This is a genomic window from Cohnella sp. GbtcB17 (assembly GCF_019091135.1).
In the GTDB taxonomy this organism is placed as follows: Bacteria; Bacillota; Bacilli; order Paenibacillales; family Paenibacillaceae; genus Cohnella.
This window is the reverse complement of the sequence record NZ_JAGXJW010000035.1, coordinates 57502-75957: the sequence shown is the minus strand read 5'-3', so window position 1 is coordinate 75957 and position 18456 is coordinate 57502. Positions and strand designations below refer to the sequence as shown.

The window sequence follows — 18456 nt, the reverse complement described above, 5'->3', positions numbered from 1 at the left end:
TCTAGCCGCGAGGCGGACCGACTATCTGGCGTCGTCCGGATCCGGTGACGGATCGAGACCGACGACGTCGGCCAGCTTCAGGTCGCTTGGCTCGTGAATGCCGGCCTCGGCGCGCAGGGCATCGAGCGCTTGCTCGAGATCGTCTTCCTTGACGATGATATAAGGGCTCTCCCAACGGCTCTCGAGCGGCAGCACGTTCAGCGTGTCCGGCTTCATCTCTTTCACGTTGTAGATATAGTCGCGCAGGATCGATTCGGGAATGTCGGTCTGCACGTTTTTGCCGAGCAGGTCGAGCACCTTGCCCCACTGGAGCATGCCCTGGAACGAAGCGAGCTTCTCGGTGAGCTGGCTCAGCACCTGCTGCTGGCGGGCGTTGCGGGCGATGTCCGAGGATTCTCCGGTGCCGCGGTTCGACTTGCGGTAGCGGACGAAGTCGAGCGCCTTGGCGCCGTCCAGGTGCTGATAGCCTTTTTTCAGATCGATGTTCGTGCCGTCTGCGTTGTCCACATACCGCATATCCATGTCGACGTCGACGTCGACGCCGCCGACCGCGTCCACCAGCTTGCGCAGGCCGTCAAAGTTGATCATGATCATATAGTCGATCGGGAAGTCGAACAGGTCGCTGTAAAATTCCTTCGTGTTTTCCATCGCCGTATCTTTGTCTTTGTTGTAAAAATAGGCGTAATAGTAATTGGCCTTGTGGGACCCTAGGTCCTCCGGCTTGAGCTGAAGGTCACGGGGCAGGGAGATCAGGCTCGCCGAGTTGGTCTGCGGATTCAGGCTGCCGAGCATCAGAACGTCGGTGTTGAGCGTGCCGCCGCTGCCTTCCCTGCGGTCGATGCCGGCCAGCAGGAACGTGACGGGCTTCTTGATCAGCGTGCTGTCGCTTGCGTAGTCCGCGTCTTCCTGCTGCCCGCCGGCTGCGCCTGACGCCGAAGCGGACGGAGAAGGAGAGGGCACGGGCTCGTCGCCGGCCATGAGATTGATGGCATGATTCGCTTTATATACCAGGTACCCGGCATAGCTGCCGACGATGACGACGAGGGCGCCGACGACAATCCCCGCGTACTTTAACGTTTTGCGCACCCAGGTGCGATTTTTTTCAGGCGTATCCATTATGAATCCTCCGCTTGATTTAAAATTAAAAATGAGAGCAACCCTTTCTATTTTAGGGCAAATGCCCTAAGAGTAAAGAAAGAAATTCCACATTATTTGACGATTTGAAGACCGGATCGGTTGCGGATTTCGGAAGACTGGCGAGATGTTTCGTTAAAAGCAATTTTTGTTATAATAAACGTTGTTGCAGGTTGCTAATGAAAGAGGGGGATATCGGTGAGCAAGCCTAATGATTCGGCGATCCGTCATCAGGTGATCTTCGATCTGAAGCATGAGAAGGGGTCTGCGGAGGCGGATCGATTCCTGAAGGACGGTTGGCGTATACTTACCTCCATTCCCGCTGTGCGAAACTTTGAGGTATTGAAGCAGGTCAGCCCTAAAAACGATTATACATACGGCTTCTCTATGGAATTCGCGTCGCAGGCCGATTATGACAGCTATAACGCACATCCCGTCCATGTCGCGTTTGTCGCCGAGCGGTGGGAGACCGAAGTATCGCGGTTTCTGGAGATCGATCATGTCAGCGCATTTAACGCCGAGGAGGAACAACGCTATGCAAATTAATCTATCGGGGAAAACCGCACTCATCACCGGCGCATCCGGACAGTTGGGCCGCGTGATGGCGCGGACGCTGGCAGGCTGCGGCGCCAACGTTGCCATCCATTATCGGGGCAACGCCGCCAAGGCGGAGGAGCTCAAGACCGAGCTTGAAGCGATGGGCGTGCGCGCGCTGACCGTGCAGGCGGACGTGACCAAGCTGGACGAAGTGCTGGCCATGAAGGAGACGGTAAAAGCCGGTCTCGGCACCGTCGACATCGTTGTAGCAAACGCGGTCATCCAGTATCAATGGACGAGCGTGCTGGAGCAGGCGATCGAAGACTACGTCGGCCAGTTCGAATCGTGCGTGCTGCAGAGCGTGCATCTGGCCAAAGCGTTCGTGCCCGACATGATCGCGAAGGGCGGCGGCCGGCTGGTCGGCATCAACACCGAGTGCGCGATGCAGAACTTCCCGACGCAGTCCGCCTACGTTGCGGGCAAGCGCGGGATGGACGGCGTGTACCGGGTGCTGGCCAAAGAGGTCGGCGAGCATCAGATCACCGTCAACCAGGTCGCGCCTGGCTGGACGATCAGCGATCGCGACCGGGAGGCCGGCACGGAGCGCAGCGAATCGTACGAGAGCACGGTTCCTTTGAAGCGGCGCGGCACGGACCAGGAGATCGCCAACGTCGTCGCGTTTCTGGCCTCGGACCTCGCGAGCTTCATCACCGGCGCTTATGTGCCGGTGAGCGGCGGCAATGTGATGCCGGCGATTTAAGGACGATTTAGAGGACGATTAAAAGTGGCCGGCGGTATTCGGGCGCCGTCACGCCATTCATAAGGCATGCGAGAGCGGATCCCTTGGGGGATCCGCTTTCGGTCGTTCTGCGAAAGTGAAAGTCTATGCGAAGCAGGAATACGGCGATGTCGGAGACCGGCGAAGTGGAAACGACGAGAAAACGACGGCGCGCCGTCAGCCATCTGGCTCGAAGCTTCGCAGAAAAAGGACACGCCCAAGCCATGGATTTCCGCGCGGATATCAGTTATGCTGTCGTTGACAGATTGACCGAAAGACCTGAAGGCGGGACGCGACATGGACTTCCTGAACGAATTGCGACACATAGATGAACGTACGCTGCTGGATTGGTTGGACCAATACCGTGCATACGGCCCGTTGCCGGGCATTTTGCTCACTTTTATGAAGTCCTTCGTCCCTCCGCTGCCCACGATTCTCATCGTTGGCGTGAACGCGGCGGTGTATGGGCTTTGGCTGGGCTTCCTCTATTCCTGGATCGGCATCGTGCTCGGCTGCCTCGTTACGTTCTCCATCATCCGCAAGATCGCCGACCGTCCGTACTGGCAACGTTGGGCGGAGCGCCCGCGAGTGAGCAAAGGCATGCGATGGGTGCGCCGCAACGCATTCAGCTACGTGTTTTTGCTCAGCCTGTTCCCGGTCGGCCCCTTCGTCGTCATCAACATCGCCGCGGCACTGGCCCGCATGAGGTTCCGCTCGTTCCTCGTCGCCATCGTGCTGGGCAAGGCGGTCATGGTGTTCGTCATCTCCTTCATCGGACACGATCCCGCCCAGTTCCTCCGCCACCCCGAGCAAGCGCTGTACGCGCTCCTGTTCGTCGCCGCCACCTGGTGGATCGGCCGCCGGGTCGAGAGTTATGGGATTAAAAGGGCGGAGCGGCGGGAGGGCGGTTTGACCGAGGAAGAAAGACTTGCATAACGTAGGTGCTCAGTAATATATTGCTGCTGTAAGCGAGAAAAGCGAGGCTGCAGCGAACATCGGAGCGGCGAAGGCGGCTGTAAGCGAGAAAAGCACCGTTGGAGCAAAGCCTTCTTACTGTAAGCGAGAAAAGCGCGGCTGCAGCGACCATTGGAGCGGCGAAGGTGGCTGTAAGCGAGAAAAGCACCGTTGCAGCAAAGCCATGTTACTGTAAGCGAGAAAAGCGCGGTTGCAGCGAGCAAGGGAGCGGCGAAGGCGGCTGTAAGCGAGAAAAGTACCGTTGCAGCAAAGCCATGTTACTGTAAGAGAGGAAAACGCGGCTGCAGCGAGCAAGGGAGCGGCGAAGGTGGCTGTAAGCGAGAAAAGCACCGTTGCAGCAAGGCCATGTTACTGTAAGGAAGGAAAACGCGGCTGCAGAGGTGGTATGAACGGCAGGGGCAAGTGTAAGCGAGTAATATGCTATTATAGCGTGGTCTGCGTAGAGCTGACTGGACAATCATCTTGCGCTCGGCATACAATAGATGAAAATAGATACAGCGTGAAGCACACGCCGTTCGTCTCTTCGGAGCGGGCGGCGTTTTTGCGTTCAGTGATTTGATCGAGGAGGAACGAGTGTGAACGCCAATGAGCAAATCGAGCAATTTATAGCGTGTCAACGTAGAGAAGCGCACGGCAGGAGGCGGGAGATGCTGGAGAGGGACCTCTACGGGACTCGCTTATTGCTATCAAAGTTACTGCTGCCTGTGCTGAAAACGCTTGATGGACTTGTACTGGAGTATGAGGTTCTATCGCAAAACGGCGTAAAGCTTTATACGGACGCCTTCTTTGAGCCGCTGCAGCATGTGTACGAATGCGAGGGATTCGTGCCCCACGTAGAGTTGCAGACGAGAGAGCGTCACGATTTTGCGCAAAGTCGATTGCGTACGTTTGCGGCCAAACGTTTTGTTTATGTGCCGTTCAGCAGAGACGAGTTGGAGAAGAAACCCGAAGCCTGCAGACGTTCATTGTACGAGATCATCGGCGAGCAAACAACTTCGCAGCAGAGCAGCAAGCTGTACTTGCTTCCAATAGTTGAGCGAGAGCTGCTGCGGTATGCGCTTAACGTTTCGAATCGTTTTTCGTTGTCGAGCGCATGCGAAAGTCTCGGCATTGGAGAAACTTCTGCGCGCAGGCACCTGCGCTCGCTTTATAACAAGCGGCTGCTTCGTTCAGTAGGAAGCGGAGATCGACGCCTCCATTATTATCAGATTACGGACGAGGGGCGGGCGCACTTTTTCTGAATCTCTGTACAAAAAAATAACCCCCGAACCCCGCGGCAGCGGAGTCGGGGGAAACTGGGCATCAATCCTGCAGCCGGCCGCGTGCCCAGACGCCGCGCAGCTCGAGCGCTTGGTCCAGCAAGAGCACATCCGCGCGCTTGCCGGCTTCGAGCGAGCCGGTGATGCCGCCCAGCCCGAGCTGGCGGGCGGGGTTGCCGCTGGCCATGGCGCTGGCGGCGGGGATGTCGACGCCGACCTCTCGCACCATATGGCGGAAGGCGCCGATCATCGTGAGCGTGCTGCCCGCGAGATTGCCGCCGTCCTTCAGGCGAGCGACGCTGCAGGTCATGACGACGGGGAGGCCGCCGAGCTCGTAGCCTTCGCCGTCCGGCATGCCCGCCGCCGCCATGGCGTCGGTGACGAGAATGACTTTGCCGTTGCCTTTGGCGCGGGCGAGTACCTTGATCGCGGCATGGTGGACGTGATGGCCGTCCGCGATCACTTCGGCGCAGATCCGTTCGTCGGAAAGCACTGCGCCGACGGTGCCCGGATTGCGGTGGTGGAGCGGCGTCATCGCATTGTACGTATGAACGGCGTGCCGGAGTCCGCGGTCCGCGGCGGCGACGATCTGCTCGTACGTCGCGTCGGTATGGCCCGCCGACGGCACGATGCCGTACGAAGCGAGCCGCTCGATATAGTCGAGCGCGCCGGGCAGCTCGGGCGCCAGCGTCTGCAGCTTGAGGACGCCGGGATAACGCGCGACCCATTCGTCCAGCCATTCGAGCTGCGGCGGTCCGATATAGTCCGGATTTTGCGCGCCTTTCCACTTGAGGCTGACGAACGGTCCTTCGAGATGCACGCCGAGCACCTGCGCGAATGGCATGTCGCCCGCCATGTACCGGCTCGCCCGGTCGATCATCGCCGTCAGCTCCTCGCGCGAGGCGGTGAGCGAGGTCGCCAGCATGCCGGTCGTGCCGTGCTTCGCATGGAACCGTGCGATCGCCTCGATGCCGGCCAGCGACTCGTCGGCATCCATGAAGTCATGCCCGGCGCCGCCGTGCACGTGGACGTCGACGAAGCCGGGGAGCGCCCAGCCCCCGCCGCCGTCGATCCGCTCGGCCCCTGCCGCCGCAGCCGGCAGCGGATCGGAAGGCCCGCCGATCGCGGCGATCACCGCGTCCCGCAGCCAGATCCAGCCGCCGTCCAGGACGCCGCCCGGCGTGACGATGCGGGCGTTCGCGATTAGCGTGCCGCCGCTGCCAGCTTGTCCTGGGAGGCCGCTCATGACAGGTGCCTCGCGGCGGCGCGGTCGAGCAGCACCGTCAGACGCGGGTGCGTCTGCAGCAGCGAAGCCGGCACGTCCGTCGTGATCGGGCCGGTCAGCGCCCGCTTGGCGATTTCAGCTTTGTCCGCGCCGCGAATGACGAGCAGAATCGTTTTCGCCTTCAGGATGCTGCCGATGCCCATCGTGATCGCCTGCTTCGGCACGTCGTCGATGGAGTCGAAGTAGCGTGCGTTCGCCTTCAGCGTCTCCTCGGCCAGCGTCACGACGTGCGTGCCGCGCACGAGATCGGTATCCGGCTCGTTGAAGCCGATATGGCCGTTATGACCGATTCCGAGCAGTTGAAGGTCGATCTGCCCCGAGCGCTCGATCATCTCGTCGTAGGCGGCGCATTCGGCATCCGGCTCGGTCGCGTTGCCGTTGGGCAAATGCGCGCTGTCAGCCGGCAGATCGATATGGTCGAACAGGTGCTGACGCATATAGGTATGGTAGCTCTCGGGATGATCCTCCGGGAGGCCGACGTATTCGTCAAGATTGTAGCTGGTCGCGTTGCGGAAGCTCACGAGTCCTTGCTTGTACATTCGGACGACTTGCTCATAAATGCCTACCGGCGTACCGCCGGTGGCGAGGCCCAGCACGGCCCGCGGATTCGTCTGCACCAGGCTTACGATGATGTTCGCGCCTGCTTCGTTCAGCTTTTCGTTGTCGTCAAATACCAGCAAATTCATGACGGATTTCTCTCCCTTTTACCTGTATATTGGCGCACGGTCTGGAACGATCGCTCCAGCCTCGGCACATACTCGTCAAAATGCTCGCTCACGAGACCCGTGAAGAGCACGTCAACCACATGAAGCTGCGCGATCCGGGAAGCCATGTCGCCGCGCCGCATGCCCGCTTCGGATGAAGAGGTGAAAAGGCGAATCGATGCGTGCGAGGACAACGTCGATTGCCCGAAGCGCGTGATGGAGATGGTGGTGGCGCCCCGCTCCGCGGCATAGCGCAGCGCGTCGATGATCTCGAGCGTCTCGCCCGAGTACGAGATTCCGACGGCGACATCTCGCTCGGTCAGCGAGGCTGCCGAGGTCAGCTGCATATGATGATCGGAAAAGACCGCGGCGGCCTTGCCGATCCGGATCAGCTTGTGGAAAAAGTCTTCCGCGACGAGCCCGGACGTCGCCACGCCGTACAGGTCGATCCGCCCGGCGCCGTGAAGCGCCGAGATCGCCGCGCGCAACTGCTGCAAGTCGAGCAGGTTGGTCGTGTCGGTCAGCGATCGAACATGGTTCGCCGTAATGGCCGACACGATGTCCGCAAGCGGGTTGCCGGCGACGATATCCTGGTATTGTCCGGCAGCAGGCTGACTCGCCAGCTCGGCCGCCAGCTTCATTCTGAAATCCGCGAAGCTCTGGAACTGCATCGTTCGGCAGAACCGGGACACGGTGGCCGAGCTGGCGCCGGTCCATTCGGCGAGCTTGGAGATCGTCAGGCCGACCGCTTCTTGCGGCTGCCTGAGTATTTTCTCCGCCAGCTCGCGTTCCTTCGGATGCAGGGTGTCCAGCCGATCCTCGATCGCTTGCAATATCCCCATGCGATCCTGCCTCCCCGTCACTCAAGAAAATATGTTACTTCGCAACTCCATTATAGAAGAAAATAATTTTCTTGTCTATTTATAGGATGTGACTATAAAAATGATTATTTATATGTATTTCTATCAATAGGATCTTTTTGATAAGCTGTCGTTGCATCTAAAATTGAAGGGGCAATCCTAAAGGCGGGCATCGCGCATGGAAAAGGAAAAAGCCGATATCGGCCGCAAAACCGAGCTGGACGGCAAATTAAAAAACGTACTGAATGCACGTATCCTTGCGGATTCCTTCCCGCGCCTCGCTCAGCGAATAACGCCCGGTCTTCGGGTCCTCGACGTGGGGTGCGGAACGGGAGCGATCACGAAAGGCATCGCGGAAGCCGTCGGCCCGAAGGGCAGCGTGGTAGGCGTCGATAGCAACGCAGCGCTGATCGCGGAGGCGCGAGCAAGACACGAAGGCACGCCCGGCTTGAGCTTTGACGTGGCGGACGTCTACAACCTGGATAGGAACGGCGCGTTCGACCTTGTCGCGGCGTCTAGACTGCTGGTCTGGCTGCCCGATCCGGCGCTCGCGATGGCGAGTTTAGCAAGCGCGGCCCGTCCGGGCGGCACTGTGCTGATTGCAGACTACAACCACGACAAGATCGAGTGGTCTCCGGAGCCGCCGGACAGCACGAAAAATTTTTACGCGGCGTACTTGAAGTGGCGTGCGGACAAGGGACTGGACAATGCGATTGCGGATCGGCTGCCTGCTTTAATGGAGGATGCCGGGTTGCGGGACATTCGCGTATGGCCCCAGCATGAGGAGATGCGCCGGGGACAACCGGACTTTGAGGCGAGAGCGTCCATCTGGGCGGATACGGCGGCCAGCAGGGGACCGCAGATGGCAAGAGACGGCTTCGGCGATTCGAAAGCCTGGGAGCGCGCGGAATCTGAATACAGGCGATGGGTGGCGGAGGAAGCGACCTCGATCAGGATGTATATGCTGGCGGCGGAAGGCATCAGGACCGAATAGAAGCCGCCGATCGCGCAGCATTAACTTGGCTTGCCGCTATCAAAAGGCGAGAGCAAGCGACGCAACGCCCCTTAATCGCGATTCTCTTAGAGGAGCGAATATAAAAGGTCACTTAAAGGCTTGAAGAGGGCCAATGCCGGGTCCAACGGGTTTGGAATCGGCCAATGCCGTAGTAAGGCGGCCCACAAGGCGATGCCGACGGCAAGCAAGAGAAAAAAGTTCGCCGTTTCTCGCCGATGGCGCCTTTTCCTCAATTGCGGCCAATCGAGCAGGATCATGACGGCTGCGGCAAGCAAGACGCCCGTTATTCCCAACATCGCTTCTACTCCTTTATCTTATCTTTAAAAGCGTTGCCGATCGTGCCCAGCCTCCGAATGCGGTAGTCCACTTCGATGCTTACGTCCATGTTGGCGAAATGACCGTTCCAATCCGTCCGAAGCTTGCTCCAAGCCGCGGGGGCGGCACGATGGATCGCCTCTCCGAATCCGTAAATGTCCAGCCGGTATTGCCGCTGCATCGTGCGAATCGATTGGAGGCAGAGGCTTTTTAGCTCCTCGGCGCCCGCGTTTTCAAGCGCTTTGATCGTCCGCTCATTCATAAGGTCGATGCTGCATGCCACTTCTCCGATATTGACCTCGGCCCGAATGAAGATATCGACCCGCGGCTTTCCATCGACGACCTTCCCTTTGATCCGCGTATCCGACCGGATGACTTCGGCGGCGAGTGATCCCCCTTTCGGACAAGGAAATTCGACGACGCTGCTTCGCACATTGTTGACGAGAAAGTTGTATGCGGTACTCTCGGTCTCGTTTAACCAGCCGATCAGCCGATCTTTCCGAAATATCGCCAATCCGTTAGCGTTTATGCGTCCCGGCGGATCGATGTTTTCGATGTTATTCTTGGTCGCTCCGGCCCGCGAATCCCCCCACACCTCGACCGCCGAGATGACGGAGCTTTTCCCTTCCGTGACCATTTCTTGAATCAATTTATTCAACGTGACGGTAGAGGCAGGCGCCCACACCTTTTCGGAAATTTGCAAGGAGGTATATAATTTGTTGGCAGGAATTCTTTCCAGCGCCGTTACTCGCTTGAGTACGGCTTCGGCTGAAGCAGCCCTGGCGACGACGATGTAATAATCGCTTCTGAGCTCATGGTCTCGCGTCAAAAAGTCCAAGGCGTCCGCGATACCTTCCCTGGCCAACGTTTCTCCCAGCACGAGGACGCGCAAATGCGCGGCGTATATTTTCCGGGGTGACACCGTCGTCATTCTCCGCATCGCTTCGAAGATGGTTTTACCTTGGGATTTGTAAGTCACGACCGGCAGTCCGCCCGAGGAACCCCGATTCGCGGCCACGGCGTTCGGCACGACGGCCTGCACCGACAGCAAGTACTGGTCGTCCGCCTTGTCTATGCCGATGCCCATCGCGATCGCCAGGTCGTTCATTTCTTTCCGGCTCCAGCATCCCGTTAATAGGAGCGAGAGTGTCAGGGCCAAGAGGACGAGGGCAAATGTCTTTCGCAACGTTATCCCTCCTGCTTCAAGTCTGCGGCGGATTGCGCCCGCGGGTCGGATTGTTGCGGTTCAGCAAGCGCGGCCGTTTCGCGATGCCCCAACGCGGCAGCCGGAACAGCGTGTCCTTCTGGTTCGAAGCGTAGAAGGGGGCGATCGAGGTCATATACGGTGCGCCGAAAGACTTCAAGCTGCACAAATGCAGCACGAGCAGGATGAGCCCGATAAAGATGCCGAACAAGCCGAACGAAGCGGCGAGCCCCATGAGCGGAAAACGAAGAATCCGAATGGAGATCGACATGTTATAGCTCGGCATGACGAAGCTGGAGATGGCCGTGATCGAGACGACGATGACCATGGCCGCGGATACGATGCCCGCTTCGACCGCCGCTTGACCGATGACCAGCGTCCCTACGATGGAGATCGCGGATCCGACGGCTCGGGGCATCCGAATGCCGGCCTCCCGCAAGATTTCGAACGTCACTTCCATTAACAACGCTTCGATGAACGCGGGGAAAGGAACGCCCTCCCGTTGCGAAGCCAAATTAATCAGCAGGTTGGTTGGTATCATTTCCTGGTGAAAAGTCGTGACCGCGATATACACCGAAGGCCCGACGAGGGCGATGAGGAAGCCCATATACCGAATCATCCGGATCAGCGAACTGACGTCCCAGCGATGGTAGTAGTCCTCCGGCGACTGGAAGTATTGAACGAACAGCGCCGGTACGAGCAGCACGAACGGCGTCCCGTCGACGAGAATGGCGACGCGCCCCTCCAATAGACCAGCCGTGATCGCGTCGGGCCGTTCAGAATTAAAGATCGTCGGAAACGGGGACCACTTTTCGTCCTGGATCAGCTCTTCGATATATCCGCTCTCCAGAATGCCGTCGATATCGATCCGTTCGATGCGCTGTCTGACTTCCCGGACGATGCTGTCGTCGGCGATGCCATTGATATACATAATACCGACGTCGGTTCGGGTCACGGTGCCGATCTGAATGGTCTCCAGCCACAGCCGCGGATCCTTGATCTTTCTGCGAATCAGCGCCGTATTGACGCGGATCGACTCGACGAATCCTTCGAGCGGCCCCCGAATGACCGTCTGTGATGCCGGTTCGGCGATACTACGATGTTCGACGCCTTTGGTAGCGGCGATCAGCGCCCGGTCCGAGCCGTCGATCAGAATCGCGGTGTCTCCCGACAATATCGCTTCGAGCAGCACGCCTGCGTCCGGGACGACCGACAGGCCGTTGACTGTCAATACGCTATCCTTCAACAGAGCGAGCGGGTCGCGATGATTCGCAAGGCGCGCGCCGAAGTCCGCCGACCGGCAGATTCCAGACATCAAGGGCTCCATAATAAATTCGTCGATTATCTTGGAGTCCGCCAGACCTTCGGTGTACAGCAGAGCTGCAGAGACGAAAGCGGGCGCGTCGCCGATTCGAAAAGACCGAACGATGAAATCGGTACTATGGCCGAGCGCGTTCTTCAGCATATCGAGATTATGCCGTAGACTGGGCGCGAGCGTTGCGTTTGCGTTCATGCGATTCTCCCGTCATCGGTCCTGGTCCGAAGCCCCCTTATGCGGGCGACGACTAACAGCAGGGCCGGTATAAGAAAGCCGGTAGGCATAAAGTAAAAAAACGCGGATTTGACGATGAGCGTCGTGTAGACGGCATTCGGATAGATGACAGTGGACAGGGGGACAAGTATGAGTCCCATCGGAAAAAGAGAGGCCCGAATTTCCGACAGCTTGAACGTATCGGCGTAAAATCGAGCCGAAGCATAAAAGCATAGGGACAGCTTAAAAAAAATCGACAAAAACCAGATGACGGCCATGACTGCTTCGGTACGCTGAATGAATTCGCCGATATTCGCCTGCTTGGCCAGCGCATAGCTGGGAAAAGACTCGACGGACGTAAGATAAGCTCCCAAGACGAGCAGGCACACCGTCGTGAACAGGATCAGGAACATGCCGGCCGCCAGCACGCCCCCCATAAAAACCCGGCCCGCTCTTTTGGCATTCGATACAAGCGGGAACAACATGAGAAAAACGGAGAGCTGCAAAAAAGGAATCGCGATGAACGGCGGGGCGGCTTTGAACGCAGGGCCGATCCCCCTCTCCAGTACGGGCGTCAACTGCACGAAGTCTATTTTGGGGACGAGCAGAATAAAGAGGATGGAAGCCAATCCGATCAAGATCGGAAAAAAAAATTCTGCCGCTCGCGCGATGACCTCGATACCGAGACGGACGGCATAGATCGAGATAAACATAAAAGCGATGAGGATGGCCTGAATAGGCGTTTCGGGCATCATCTGCGTGGTCACGAAATCGCCGACGTCACGGAGCAACATCGCCGAGAGCATGAAAAAATACAAGAAGTAAACGATCGACACTGCGGGACCCGCTATTTTTCCGAGCAGGACTACGCTGTACTCCGTCAAGCGCTGGCCGGGGAATCGCTCGGCCAACGATTTGATCGGCCACGCGGAAAGAAGCCCGAATCCCGTCCCGACGATGCCGGCGAGCCAGGCATCCTGCTTCGCTTCTTCAGCGAGCAGTCCGGGTACATAGAGAATCGCGCTTCCCACCGTGAATATGACGACCAGAATGGTGAATTGCCGAACCGAGATTTTACCGTTCGTTATCATTGCGCCGTACCCTTCGCCGAACAAGATGCAGGATTAGGAAAACCACGGTTTAGCTATTCCCATCCTTTTCCTGACTTAATCAGTCTTTCCTGTACGGCGATTCAATAGCTTTTCTCGTAATCTACGATATTCCGTGCCGGCGTGCCCGTTGTCAGGTAGGCTTGCAGATTTTCGACAAATAAATCCGTCATGCGCGCTTTGTACTGCTCGGTCGCGCCGCCGATGTGGGGCGTAATGATGACATTGTCCATCGCCCATAGCGGATGATCCGCGGGCAGCGGCTCCGGATCGAAGACGTCGAGTCCGGCGCCGGCGATCGCGCCGCTGCGCAGCGCCTCGGTCAAGGCGTCCGTATCGACCGCCGTGCCTCGGCCGATATTGATGAAGAGGGCGGACGGCTTCATCGCAGTGAACCGTCCCGCATCGAACAGACGAACGGTCTCAGCGGTATGCGGCAGCACGTTAACGACGACGTCGCTCTCGGCCAGCACGTCGTCCAGCCGCTCCGGCGTATGCATGACGTCTACGTGTGAAGCAGGCTGCCCACTGCGCCGAACGCCCAGGGTCCGCATGCCGAATGCCTGCGCGATGCGCGCGACCTCTGCGCCGATCTCGCCTGCGCCGATGACGGCGAGCGTTCGTCCGCGAAGCTCGTCGTAGCCTTCCGAACGCGCCCATTTGCGCTCCGTCTGGTTGCGCACGGCATCATGCAGCTTGCGTGTAAAGGCGAGCAGCATCGCGAATACCGTCTCGGTCATCGGCACCGGATGTACGCCGCTCGCGGTCGTCAGCACGATGCCCCGCGCCTCGAGCTCGCCAAGCGGCAGATTGTCGACGCCTGCCGAGCCTGTCTGCACCCATTTCAGCTTGCCGGGGGTGCCGGCTTCCTTTTCCCACGCAGCCTTCCACCACCCGCACAGCACCTCCGCTTCCGCGAGCAATCCGGGGTCGAGCTCCGCGGGTTTGCCGAAGATGACGTTGCAGCCGGGCGCCGCGGCTTGAATCCGTCGTTCCTGCTCTGGATCGAATCCGAACAGACTGACGATCGTGCGCATATCGATTTCCTCCTTCCGATTTCTCCTATTGTACCGCGTATGGCGCGTAATCCCCAAACAAAAACGGACCGATCCGGCCCTTCCGGGCGAATCGGTCCGCAGCGGAGACGCGCGACGGCTCAGGCGGTCGGCAGCAGCTTCGCGAGGGAGGCGCTGTCTTTTTTGGACAGCTTGGCGTACTCGCTCCCATTTTCCTTCACGAGCTCGTAAGCGTCGGCATCGGTCGTCCAGACGTAATAGACCTCCGTCTCCTTGTCGCCGGCCAGCGCCGACAGCTTGTACGAAGGCGAAGCCGACATGGCGACGCTCTCCTTCTTTTGCCAGTCCGCGCCGCTTAGCACCGCCTCGACCTTCTCGGCGTTCTGTTCGCTGATCTGCATAAACGGCTTATAGTCGCTGCCCGACGGCAGGCTGATCAGAAAGCCGGGGGCGTCTGCGTCTGCTGCGGTGGCGGCAGGACTGGACGCGGGAGCGGTGCCGGATGCCGAAGGAGCGGCATCGGTCGCCTGCGGCGAGCCGGACGCCGACGCGGTAGCGGATTCCGAGGCCGTCTGTGTGGCGCTGGGCGACGGTGAAGCGGAGGCTGTCGATTCGGCATTTTTATCGTGATTCGTACAGCCGGCGGCGGCTAACGACACGGATAGAAGCAGTGCGGCGGTCGTGATTCGGAGTCTCATATCGGATCTCCCCTTTCGGAACGTGATACCTTTTAGACGGATAACGGACAAGGGAAGTTGCGCCTGTGGAAGAAAGAGGAAAATTGGAGAGTTGTTCGCGGCGCATATCCCGTCGTCGAAGTCGGCTCCTGCTGCGGCGGACGGACGTGCTATACTGTTGGTTACACAGATGAGGAGAAGGAGGCGTTCGCATGTCGGCGATGCCGGTGGATCGGACGATCCCTGACATTAAGGCGGCGCTGCGGGACCGGGGAGGCGCCGTACTGGTCGCCGCGCCCGGCGCGGGCAAGACGACCCGGGTGCCGATCGCCTTGATGGAAGAGCCGTGGCTCGGGGGGCGCAAGATCGTCATGCTGGAGCCCCGGCGCATCGCCGCGCGCAGCGCGGCCGAATACATGGCGGCGGGACTCGGCGAGCGGGCGGGGGAGCGCGTAGGCTACCGCGTCCGGATGGATACGAAGGCCGGTCCGAAAACGGTCGTCGAGGTCGTGACCGAGGGCGTGCTTACGCGGATGCTGCAGCAGGACCCTTCGCTGGCGGATGTGGGGCTCGTTATATTCGACGAGTTTCACGAGCGGAATTTGAACGGCGATCTCGGGCTTGCGCTCTGCCTGCAGGCGAAAAGCCTGTTCCGCGACGATCTGCGCCTGCTCGACATGTCCGCGACGCTCGAGCCGGGACCGGTCGCCGGCCTGCTCGGCGGAGCGCCAGTGATCGAGAGCGCGGGCATTATGTATCCGGTCGAGACGGTTTATCTCGATCGTCGGTCCGATGCGCCGATCGAGCGGCAGGCCGCGGAGACGACGGCGTATGCGCTGGCGCGGCACGAGGGCGACGCACTCGTCTTTTTGCCGGGCTATGCGGAAATTCGGCGCACGGCGGCGGCTCTCCAGACACGACTTAGCGGAGCGGGCGTGCAAGACGTAGAGATCGTGGCGCTTCACGGCAGCATGCCGCCGGGGGAGCAGGACCGCGCGCTGGCGCCGGCCGCGAACGGCCGCCGAAAGGTCGTGCTCGCGACGCCCGTGGCGGAGTCGAGCCTGACGGTCGAGGGCGTTCGCATCGTCGTCGACGGAGGGCTGATGCGGGCGCCCCGCTTTTCGCCGCGAACCGGCATGTCGCGGCTTGAGACGGTACGCATTCCCGTGTCGTCCGCCGATCAGCGCCGCGGACGCGCGGGCCGGGTCGCGCCGGGAATCTGCTACCGGCTGTGGACGGAGGAAGAGCACCGGCAGCTCGTGCCGGCCGGAACGGCGGAGATCCGCGAGGCCGACCTCGCGCCTCTTGCGCTTGAGCTGGCCGTATGGGGCGTGTCCGATCCCGCGGAGCTGGATTGGCTGGACGCGCCGCCGGCCGCGGCCTACACGCAGGCGCGGGATCTGCTGTCCGCGCTGGGCGCCATCGGCGCGGACGGCGCGCCGACGCCGCACGGCGCGGCCATGGCGCGCTTCGGTGCGCATCCGCGGCTCGCGCATATGATGCTGCGCGCGCAGCCGCTCGGCCTCGCGGCCGATGCCTGCCGGATCGCCGCACTGCTCGGCGATCGGGATCCGATGCAGGTCGGCGACGCGGACCTGTCGCTCAGACTTGCCGCGCTGGCTGCGAGAGACGGACGCATCGATGCGGGCCGAAGGGAGCGCCTGCTGGCGGAGGCGCGCCAGTTCGAAGCGCAGCTGAAGGCGGCAGGCGGCGATGCCTCGGGCTTTGGTTCAGCCGCGGCGAGCAAGATTCGTTCTGCGCAGCAGGCGGCGTACGACTGCGGTCTGCTGCTGGCGTTCGCATACCCGGACCGGATCGGCAAGCTGCGCGGGGGCGGTCGGTTCACGCTCTCGGGCGGCAGGGGCGCTTATGTACCCGAAGGACAGCCGCTCGCCGGCGAGCCCTGGATCGTTGCGGCGGAGCTCGACGATCAGGGAACCGAAGGGCGGATCCGGCTGGCTGCGCCGCTGCGGGCCGACGATCTCGAGCGGCATTTCGGCGATCGCATCGCCGAGCGCCGGACGATCGCCTGGGATGCGGGGGCTGGCGCCGTCAGGGCGCGGCGTACGATCTATCTCGGCGCGTTGACGCTGCGCGAAGGGCCGCTCCCCGACCCGGATCCGGCCGCCGTGACCGAGGCGCTGCTTGGCGGGATTCGGCTCGAAGGGCTCGACCTGTTGCCCTGGTCCAAGGCGTCACGCCAATGGCTGGAACGTGCTAGATTCGTAGGGCTGCACGACCCCGAAGGCTGGCCGGACCTGTCCGAATCCGCGCTGCTGGAAGGGCTGGAGGACTGGCTCGGACCCTTCGTCCACGGCATGCGGACGCGAGGAGACCTGCAGCGCTTGAACCTGACGGAGGCACTGTCGGCGCTGCTCTCCTGGGAGCAGCGCCGAAGGCTGGACGACGAAGCGCCGACGCATGTCGCCGTACCGAGCGGCTCCCGCTTGCCTGTCGATTACAGCGATCCCGCCGCGCCTGCGCTGCACGCGAGGCTGCAGGAGCTGTTCGGCTGGCCCGCCTCTCCGCGCATCGCGGGTGGAAGGGTATCGCTTACGCTCCACCTGCTGTCGCCGGCCCAGCGTCCGGTTCAGGTTACGCGTGATTTGGCGAGCTTCTGGCGGGATACTTATTTCGAGGTTCGCAAAGATTTGAAAGGGCGCTACCCCAAGCATTACTGGCCCGACGATCCGATGCAGGCGCAAGCGACCAGCCGGGTTCGTCCGCGAACGTAGACTCCCTTTATTTTCCTAGTATGTGGTATGATCGGATCAGGCGCGCATGCGCCGGCTTATTGTGTCACGTGAAGGCGATCGGGAGGTTGCTCGATGAAAATCTTTTTTATTTTTGTTTTGCTCTCATGGCTGCTCGGTAATCCTTTTTTGGCGCTGATTGTACTGCTTGTCATTATTTATGTGCTCGACCGGCGGTTTGTGGGCATTACCCCGAGCTTGCTCAAGCCGTTCAAGCGGCGCAGCCGCGTAAGCAAGCTCAAGCGTCAGCTGCTGCTTAACCCGCATGACACGCCTGCCAAGTCGGAGCTTGCGCACGAGCTGATCGGGCTGCGCAAGTTCGAGGAAGCGCGAAGCCTGTTGGCGGGCATGGAGGACCGGATGACGCAATCCGCCGAATATTGGAGCGACCTTGGGCAGTGCGAGCTTGCGCTAGGACAGCTGGAGACCGGGGAAAAGCATATGCGCGAGGCGTTGGACATTAATCCGCGCGTCAAGTTCGGACTGCCTTACTTGCTGCTCGGCGATGCCTGGGCCGGCAAAGACGACGAGAAGGCTGCCGCTTATTTGCGGGCGTTCCAGGACGTCCATGCTTCTTCGTGCGAAGCCTACTATTTGCTGGGGAAAATCTATGACAGGCTTGGCGACCGCGCGGCCGCGAAGCAGGCTTACCGGGACTGCGTCGGCGTCTATCGGACGCTGCCGCGCTATATGAAGCGGCGGGAACGCAGATGGGCATTGCTCTCGTCCGTTCGCGGCCGCTAGCGCTTTTGTGCGTTAAAAATGCAGCGGGGCCATCGGCGATGGTCCCGCTGCAGTCGGTTCATTTTTAATCCGCCAACGCGTCTTCTTCCTCGGCTGTTTCGTCTTCCGCTACCGCTTCGGCATCGTCCTCCGCCACGGCTTCGGCCGCGTCTTCCGCGTCCGATTCGGTCGCCTCTTCAATTTCGATCGATGCGGCAGGCGCATCTGCCTGGACGGCCCAGTCGTCCGTCAGTACGGCGTCTTCGACGGCGGGCGCCGCTTCGACTTCGGCTTCTTCCGAATCGTCAGCGGACGCGACGGCCTCGGTATCCTCCGCGGAAGCCTCCTCGCCAAGCTCTTCCGTATGCGCTTCCAATACCTCTTGGTCCAGCTGCTCGTCGTTCGTGCTCATAGCGCTCTGCCTCCTTGGCGATGTTCGGGGCATGTCCCCGATCTCAAAATAACACGAAGGTCCCGGCATGAATACGGGTGTAAATTGACGCTATTTGTCCAGAAGCATCGAAACCGGGGTCTGTAATCAAATTGTAATCCGATCCGACCGGAACCGACAAAAAGACTCT

General features: G+C 60.3%; 17 protein-coding genes. 7 read left to right on the top strand and 10 right to left on the bottom strand.

Annotated elements, in window-relative coordinates; translation table 11 throughout:
* Positions 1–21 precede the first annotated feature (21 nt).
* Complete coding sequence (locus tag KVT38_RS19625) at positions 22–1116, bottom strand: LCP family protein (RefSeq protein WP_217595436.1); 1095 nt, start codon at positions 1114–1116, stop codon at positions 22–24.
* Between the two features lie 216 nt (positions 1117–1332).
* Between KVT38_RS19625 and KVT38_RS19620 the strand changes: the two genes are divergently transcribed.
* The 4 genes from KVT38_RS19620 (at position 1333) to KVT38_RS19605 (ending at position 4665) form a co-directional block, all read left to right on the top strand.
* A complete protein-coding gene (locus KVT38_RS19620) occupies positions 1333–1680 on the top strand; it encodes a Dabb family protein (protein ID WP_217595435.1) in 348 nt (115 codons plus the stop codon).
* Positions 1670–2431: an SDR family NAD(P)-dependent oxidoreductase gene (locus KVT38_RS19615; protein ID WP_217595434.1), complete on the top strand. Its 762-nt coding sequence runs from the start codon at positions 1670–1672 to the stop codon at positions 2429–2431. The genes KVT38_RS19620 and KVT38_RS19615 overlap by 11 nt, the downstream gene beginning before the upstream one ends.
* 315 nt (positions 2432–2746) lie before the next feature.
* The gene (locus KVT38_RS19610; RefSeq protein ID WP_217595433.1) at positions 2747–3385 is read left to right on the top strand and encodes a TVP38/TMEM64 family protein; all 639 of its coding nucleotides are present in this window, start codon (positions 2747–2749) and stop codon (positions 3383–3385) included.
* 614 nt (positions 3386–3999) lie between these two features.
* Entirely contained in the window at positions 4000–4665 is a 666-nt protein-coding gene (locus tag KVT38_RS19605) for a hypothetical protein (protein WP_217595432.1), read from the top strand.
* Between the two features lie 61 nt (positions 4666–4726).
* On the opposite strand, the gene nagA is transcribed toward KVT38_RS19605, so the two are convergent.
* Genes nagA through KVT38_RS19590 form a run of 3 tightly spaced genes read right to left on the bottom strand, consistent with a single transcriptional unit; the run spans position 4727 to position 7514 of the window.
* Positions 4727–5929 carry an N-acetylglucosamine-6-phosphate deacetylase gene (gene nagA, locus KVT38_RS19600; protein WP_217595431.1) on the bottom strand — a complete coding sequence of 401 codons (1203 nt, stop codon included), beginning with the start codon at positions 5927–5929 and terminating at the stop codon, positions 4727–4729.
* On the bottom strand, positions 5926–6654 hold the full coding sequence (nagB, locus tag KVT38_RS19595) for a glucosamine-6-phosphate deaminase (protein ID WP_217595430.1): 729 nt from the start codon (positions 6652–6654) through the stop codon (positions 5926–5928). Before nagB ends, nagA begins: the two co-directional genes overlap by 4 nt.
* On the bottom strand, positions 6651–7514 hold the full coding sequence (locus tag KVT38_RS19590) for a MurR/RpiR family transcriptional regulator (RefSeq protein ID WP_217595429.1): 864 nt from the start codon (positions 7512–7514) through the stop codon (positions 6651–6653). Before KVT38_RS19590 ends, nagB begins: the two co-directional genes overlap by 4 nt.
* A gap of 196 nt (positions 7515–7710) precedes the next feature.
* Here KVT38_RS19590 and KVT38_RS19585 point away from each other — a divergent pair, with 196 nt between their 5' ends.
* Positions 7711–8526: a methyltransferase domain-containing protein gene (locus KVT38_RS19585; RefSeq protein ID WP_217595428.1), complete on the top strand. Its 816-nt coding sequence runs from the start codon at positions 7711–7713 to the stop codon at positions 8524–8526.
* Between the two features lie 322 nt (positions 8527–8848).
* On the opposite strand, the gene KVT38_RS19580 is transcribed toward KVT38_RS19585, so the two are convergent.
* From KVT38_RS19580 to KVT38_RS19560, 5 genes are all read right to left on the bottom strand, one after another.
* Complete coding sequence (locus tag KVT38_RS19580) at positions 8849–10021, bottom strand: Ger(x)C family spore germination protein (RefSeq protein WP_217595452.1); 1173 nt, start codon at positions 10019–10021, stop codon at positions 8849–8851.
* 43 nt (positions 10022–10064) lie between these two features.
* Entirely contained in the window at positions 10065–11579 is a 1515-nt protein-coding gene (locus KVT38_RS19575) for a spore germination protein (protein ID WP_217595427.1), read from the bottom strand.
* Positions 11576–12688 carry a GerAB/ArcD/ProY family transporter gene (locus KVT38_RS19570; RefSeq protein WP_217595426.1) on the bottom strand — a complete coding sequence of 371 codons (1113 nt, stop codon included), beginning with the start codon at positions 12686–12688 and terminating at the stop codon, positions 11576–11578. The genes KVT38_RS19575 and KVT38_RS19570 overlap by 4 nt, the downstream gene beginning before the upstream one ends.
* Positions 12689–12789: 101 nt before the next feature.
* A complete protein-coding gene (locus KVT38_RS19565) occupies positions 12790–13743 on the bottom strand; it encodes a D-2-hydroxyacid dehydrogenase (RefSeq protein ID WP_217595425.1) in 954 nt (317 codons plus the stop codon).
* Positions 13744–13862: 119 nt separating this feature from the next.
* Complete coding sequence (locus KVT38_RS19560; protein WP_217595424.1) at positions 13863–14420, bottom strand: hypothetical protein; 558 nt, start codon at positions 14418–14420, stop codon at positions 13863–13865.
* 191 nt (positions 14421–14611) lie between these two features.
* Here KVT38_RS19560 and hrpB point away from each other — a divergent pair, with 191 nt between their 5' ends.
* Together hrpB and KVT38_RS19550 are read left to right on the top strand one after the other, a co-directional pair.
* The gene (hrpB, locus tag KVT38_RS19555) at positions 14612–17134 is read left to right on the top strand and encodes an ATP-dependent helicase HrpB (RefSeq protein WP_217595423.1); all 2523 of its coding nucleotides are present in this window, start codon (positions 14612–14614) and stop codon (positions 17132–17134) included.
* A 93-nt stretch (positions 17135–17227) separates the two neighbouring features.
* Positions 17228–17896 (top strand): tetratricopeptide repeat protein, encoded by a 669-nt coding sequence (locus KVT38_RS19550; protein WP_217595422.1) that lies wholly within the window; start codon positions 17228–17230, stop codon positions 17894–17896.
* A gap of 64 nt (positions 17897–17960) precedes the next feature.
* Here the strand turns inward: KVT38_RS19550 and KVT38_RS19545 are convergent, their stop codons facing one another.
* Positions 17961–18287, bottom strand: coding sequence for a hypothetical protein (locus KVT38_RS19545; RefSeq protein WP_217595421.1), 327 nt, complete (start codon positions 18285–18287; stop codon positions 17961–17963).
* Positions 18288–18456: the final 169 nt, after the last annotated feature.

What these genes read in the sequence shown, in the direction of transcription:
- KVT38_RS19625 (WP_217595436.1), bottom strand. Translation starts at nt 1,116, where the DNA reads ATGGATACGCCTGAAAAAAATCGCACCTGGGTGCGCAAAACGTTAAAG.
- KVT38_RS19615 (WP_217595434.1), top strand. Translation starts at nt 1,670, where the DNA reads ATGCAAATTAATCTATCGGGGAAAACCGCACTCATCACCGGCGCATCC.
- KVT38_RS19610 (WP_217595433.1), top strand. Translation starts at nt 2,747, where the DNA reads ATGGACTTCCTGAACGAATTGCGACACATAGATGAACGTACGCTGCTG.
- nagA (WP_217595431.1), bottom strand. Translation starts at nt 5,929, where the DNA reads ATGAGCGGCCTCCCAGGACAAGCTGGCAGCGGCGGCACGCTAATCGCG.
- nagB (WP_217595430.1), bottom strand. Translation starts at nt 6,654, where the DNA reads ATGAATTTGCTGGTATTTGACGACAACGAAAAGCTGAACGAAGCAGGC.
- KVT38_RS19590 (WP_217595429.1), bottom strand. Translation starts at nt 7,514, where the DNA reads ATGGGGATATTGCAAGCGATCGAGGATCGGCTGGACACCCTGCATCCG.
- KVT38_RS19585 (WP_217595428.1), top strand. Translation starts at nt 7,711, where the DNA reads ATGGAAAAGGAAAAAGCCGATATCGGCCGCAAAACCGAGCTGGACGGC.
- KVT38_RS19575 (WP_217595427.1), bottom strand. Translation starts at nt 11,579, where the DNA reads ATGAACGCAAACGCAACGCTCGCGCCCAGTCTACGGCATAATCTCGAT.
- KVT38_RS19570 (WP_217595426.1), bottom strand. Translation starts at nt 12,688, where the DNA reads ATGATAACGAACGGTAAAATCTCGGTTCGGCAATTCACCATTCTGGTC.
- KVT38_RS19565 (WP_217595425.1), bottom strand. Translation starts at nt 13,743, where the DNA reads ATGCGCACGATCGTCAGTCTGTTCGGATTCGATCCAGAGCAGGAACGA.
- KVT38_RS19560 (WP_217595424.1), bottom strand. Translation starts at nt 14,420, where the DNA reads ATGAGACTCCGAATCACGACCGCCGCACTGCTTCTATCCGTGTCGTTA.
- hrpB (WP_217595423.1), top strand. Translation starts at nt 14,612, where the DNA reads ATGTCGGCGATGCCGGTGGATCGGACGATCCCTGACATTAAGGCGGCG.
- KVT38_RS19550 (WP_217595422.1), top strand. Translation starts at nt 17,228, where the DNA reads ATGAAAATCTTTTTTATTTTTGTTTTGCTCTCATGGCTGCTCGGTAAT.
- KVT38_RS19545 (WP_217595421.1), bottom strand. Translation starts at nt 18,287, where the DNA reads ATGAGCACGAACGACGAGCAGCTGGACCAAGAGGTATTGGAAGCGCAT.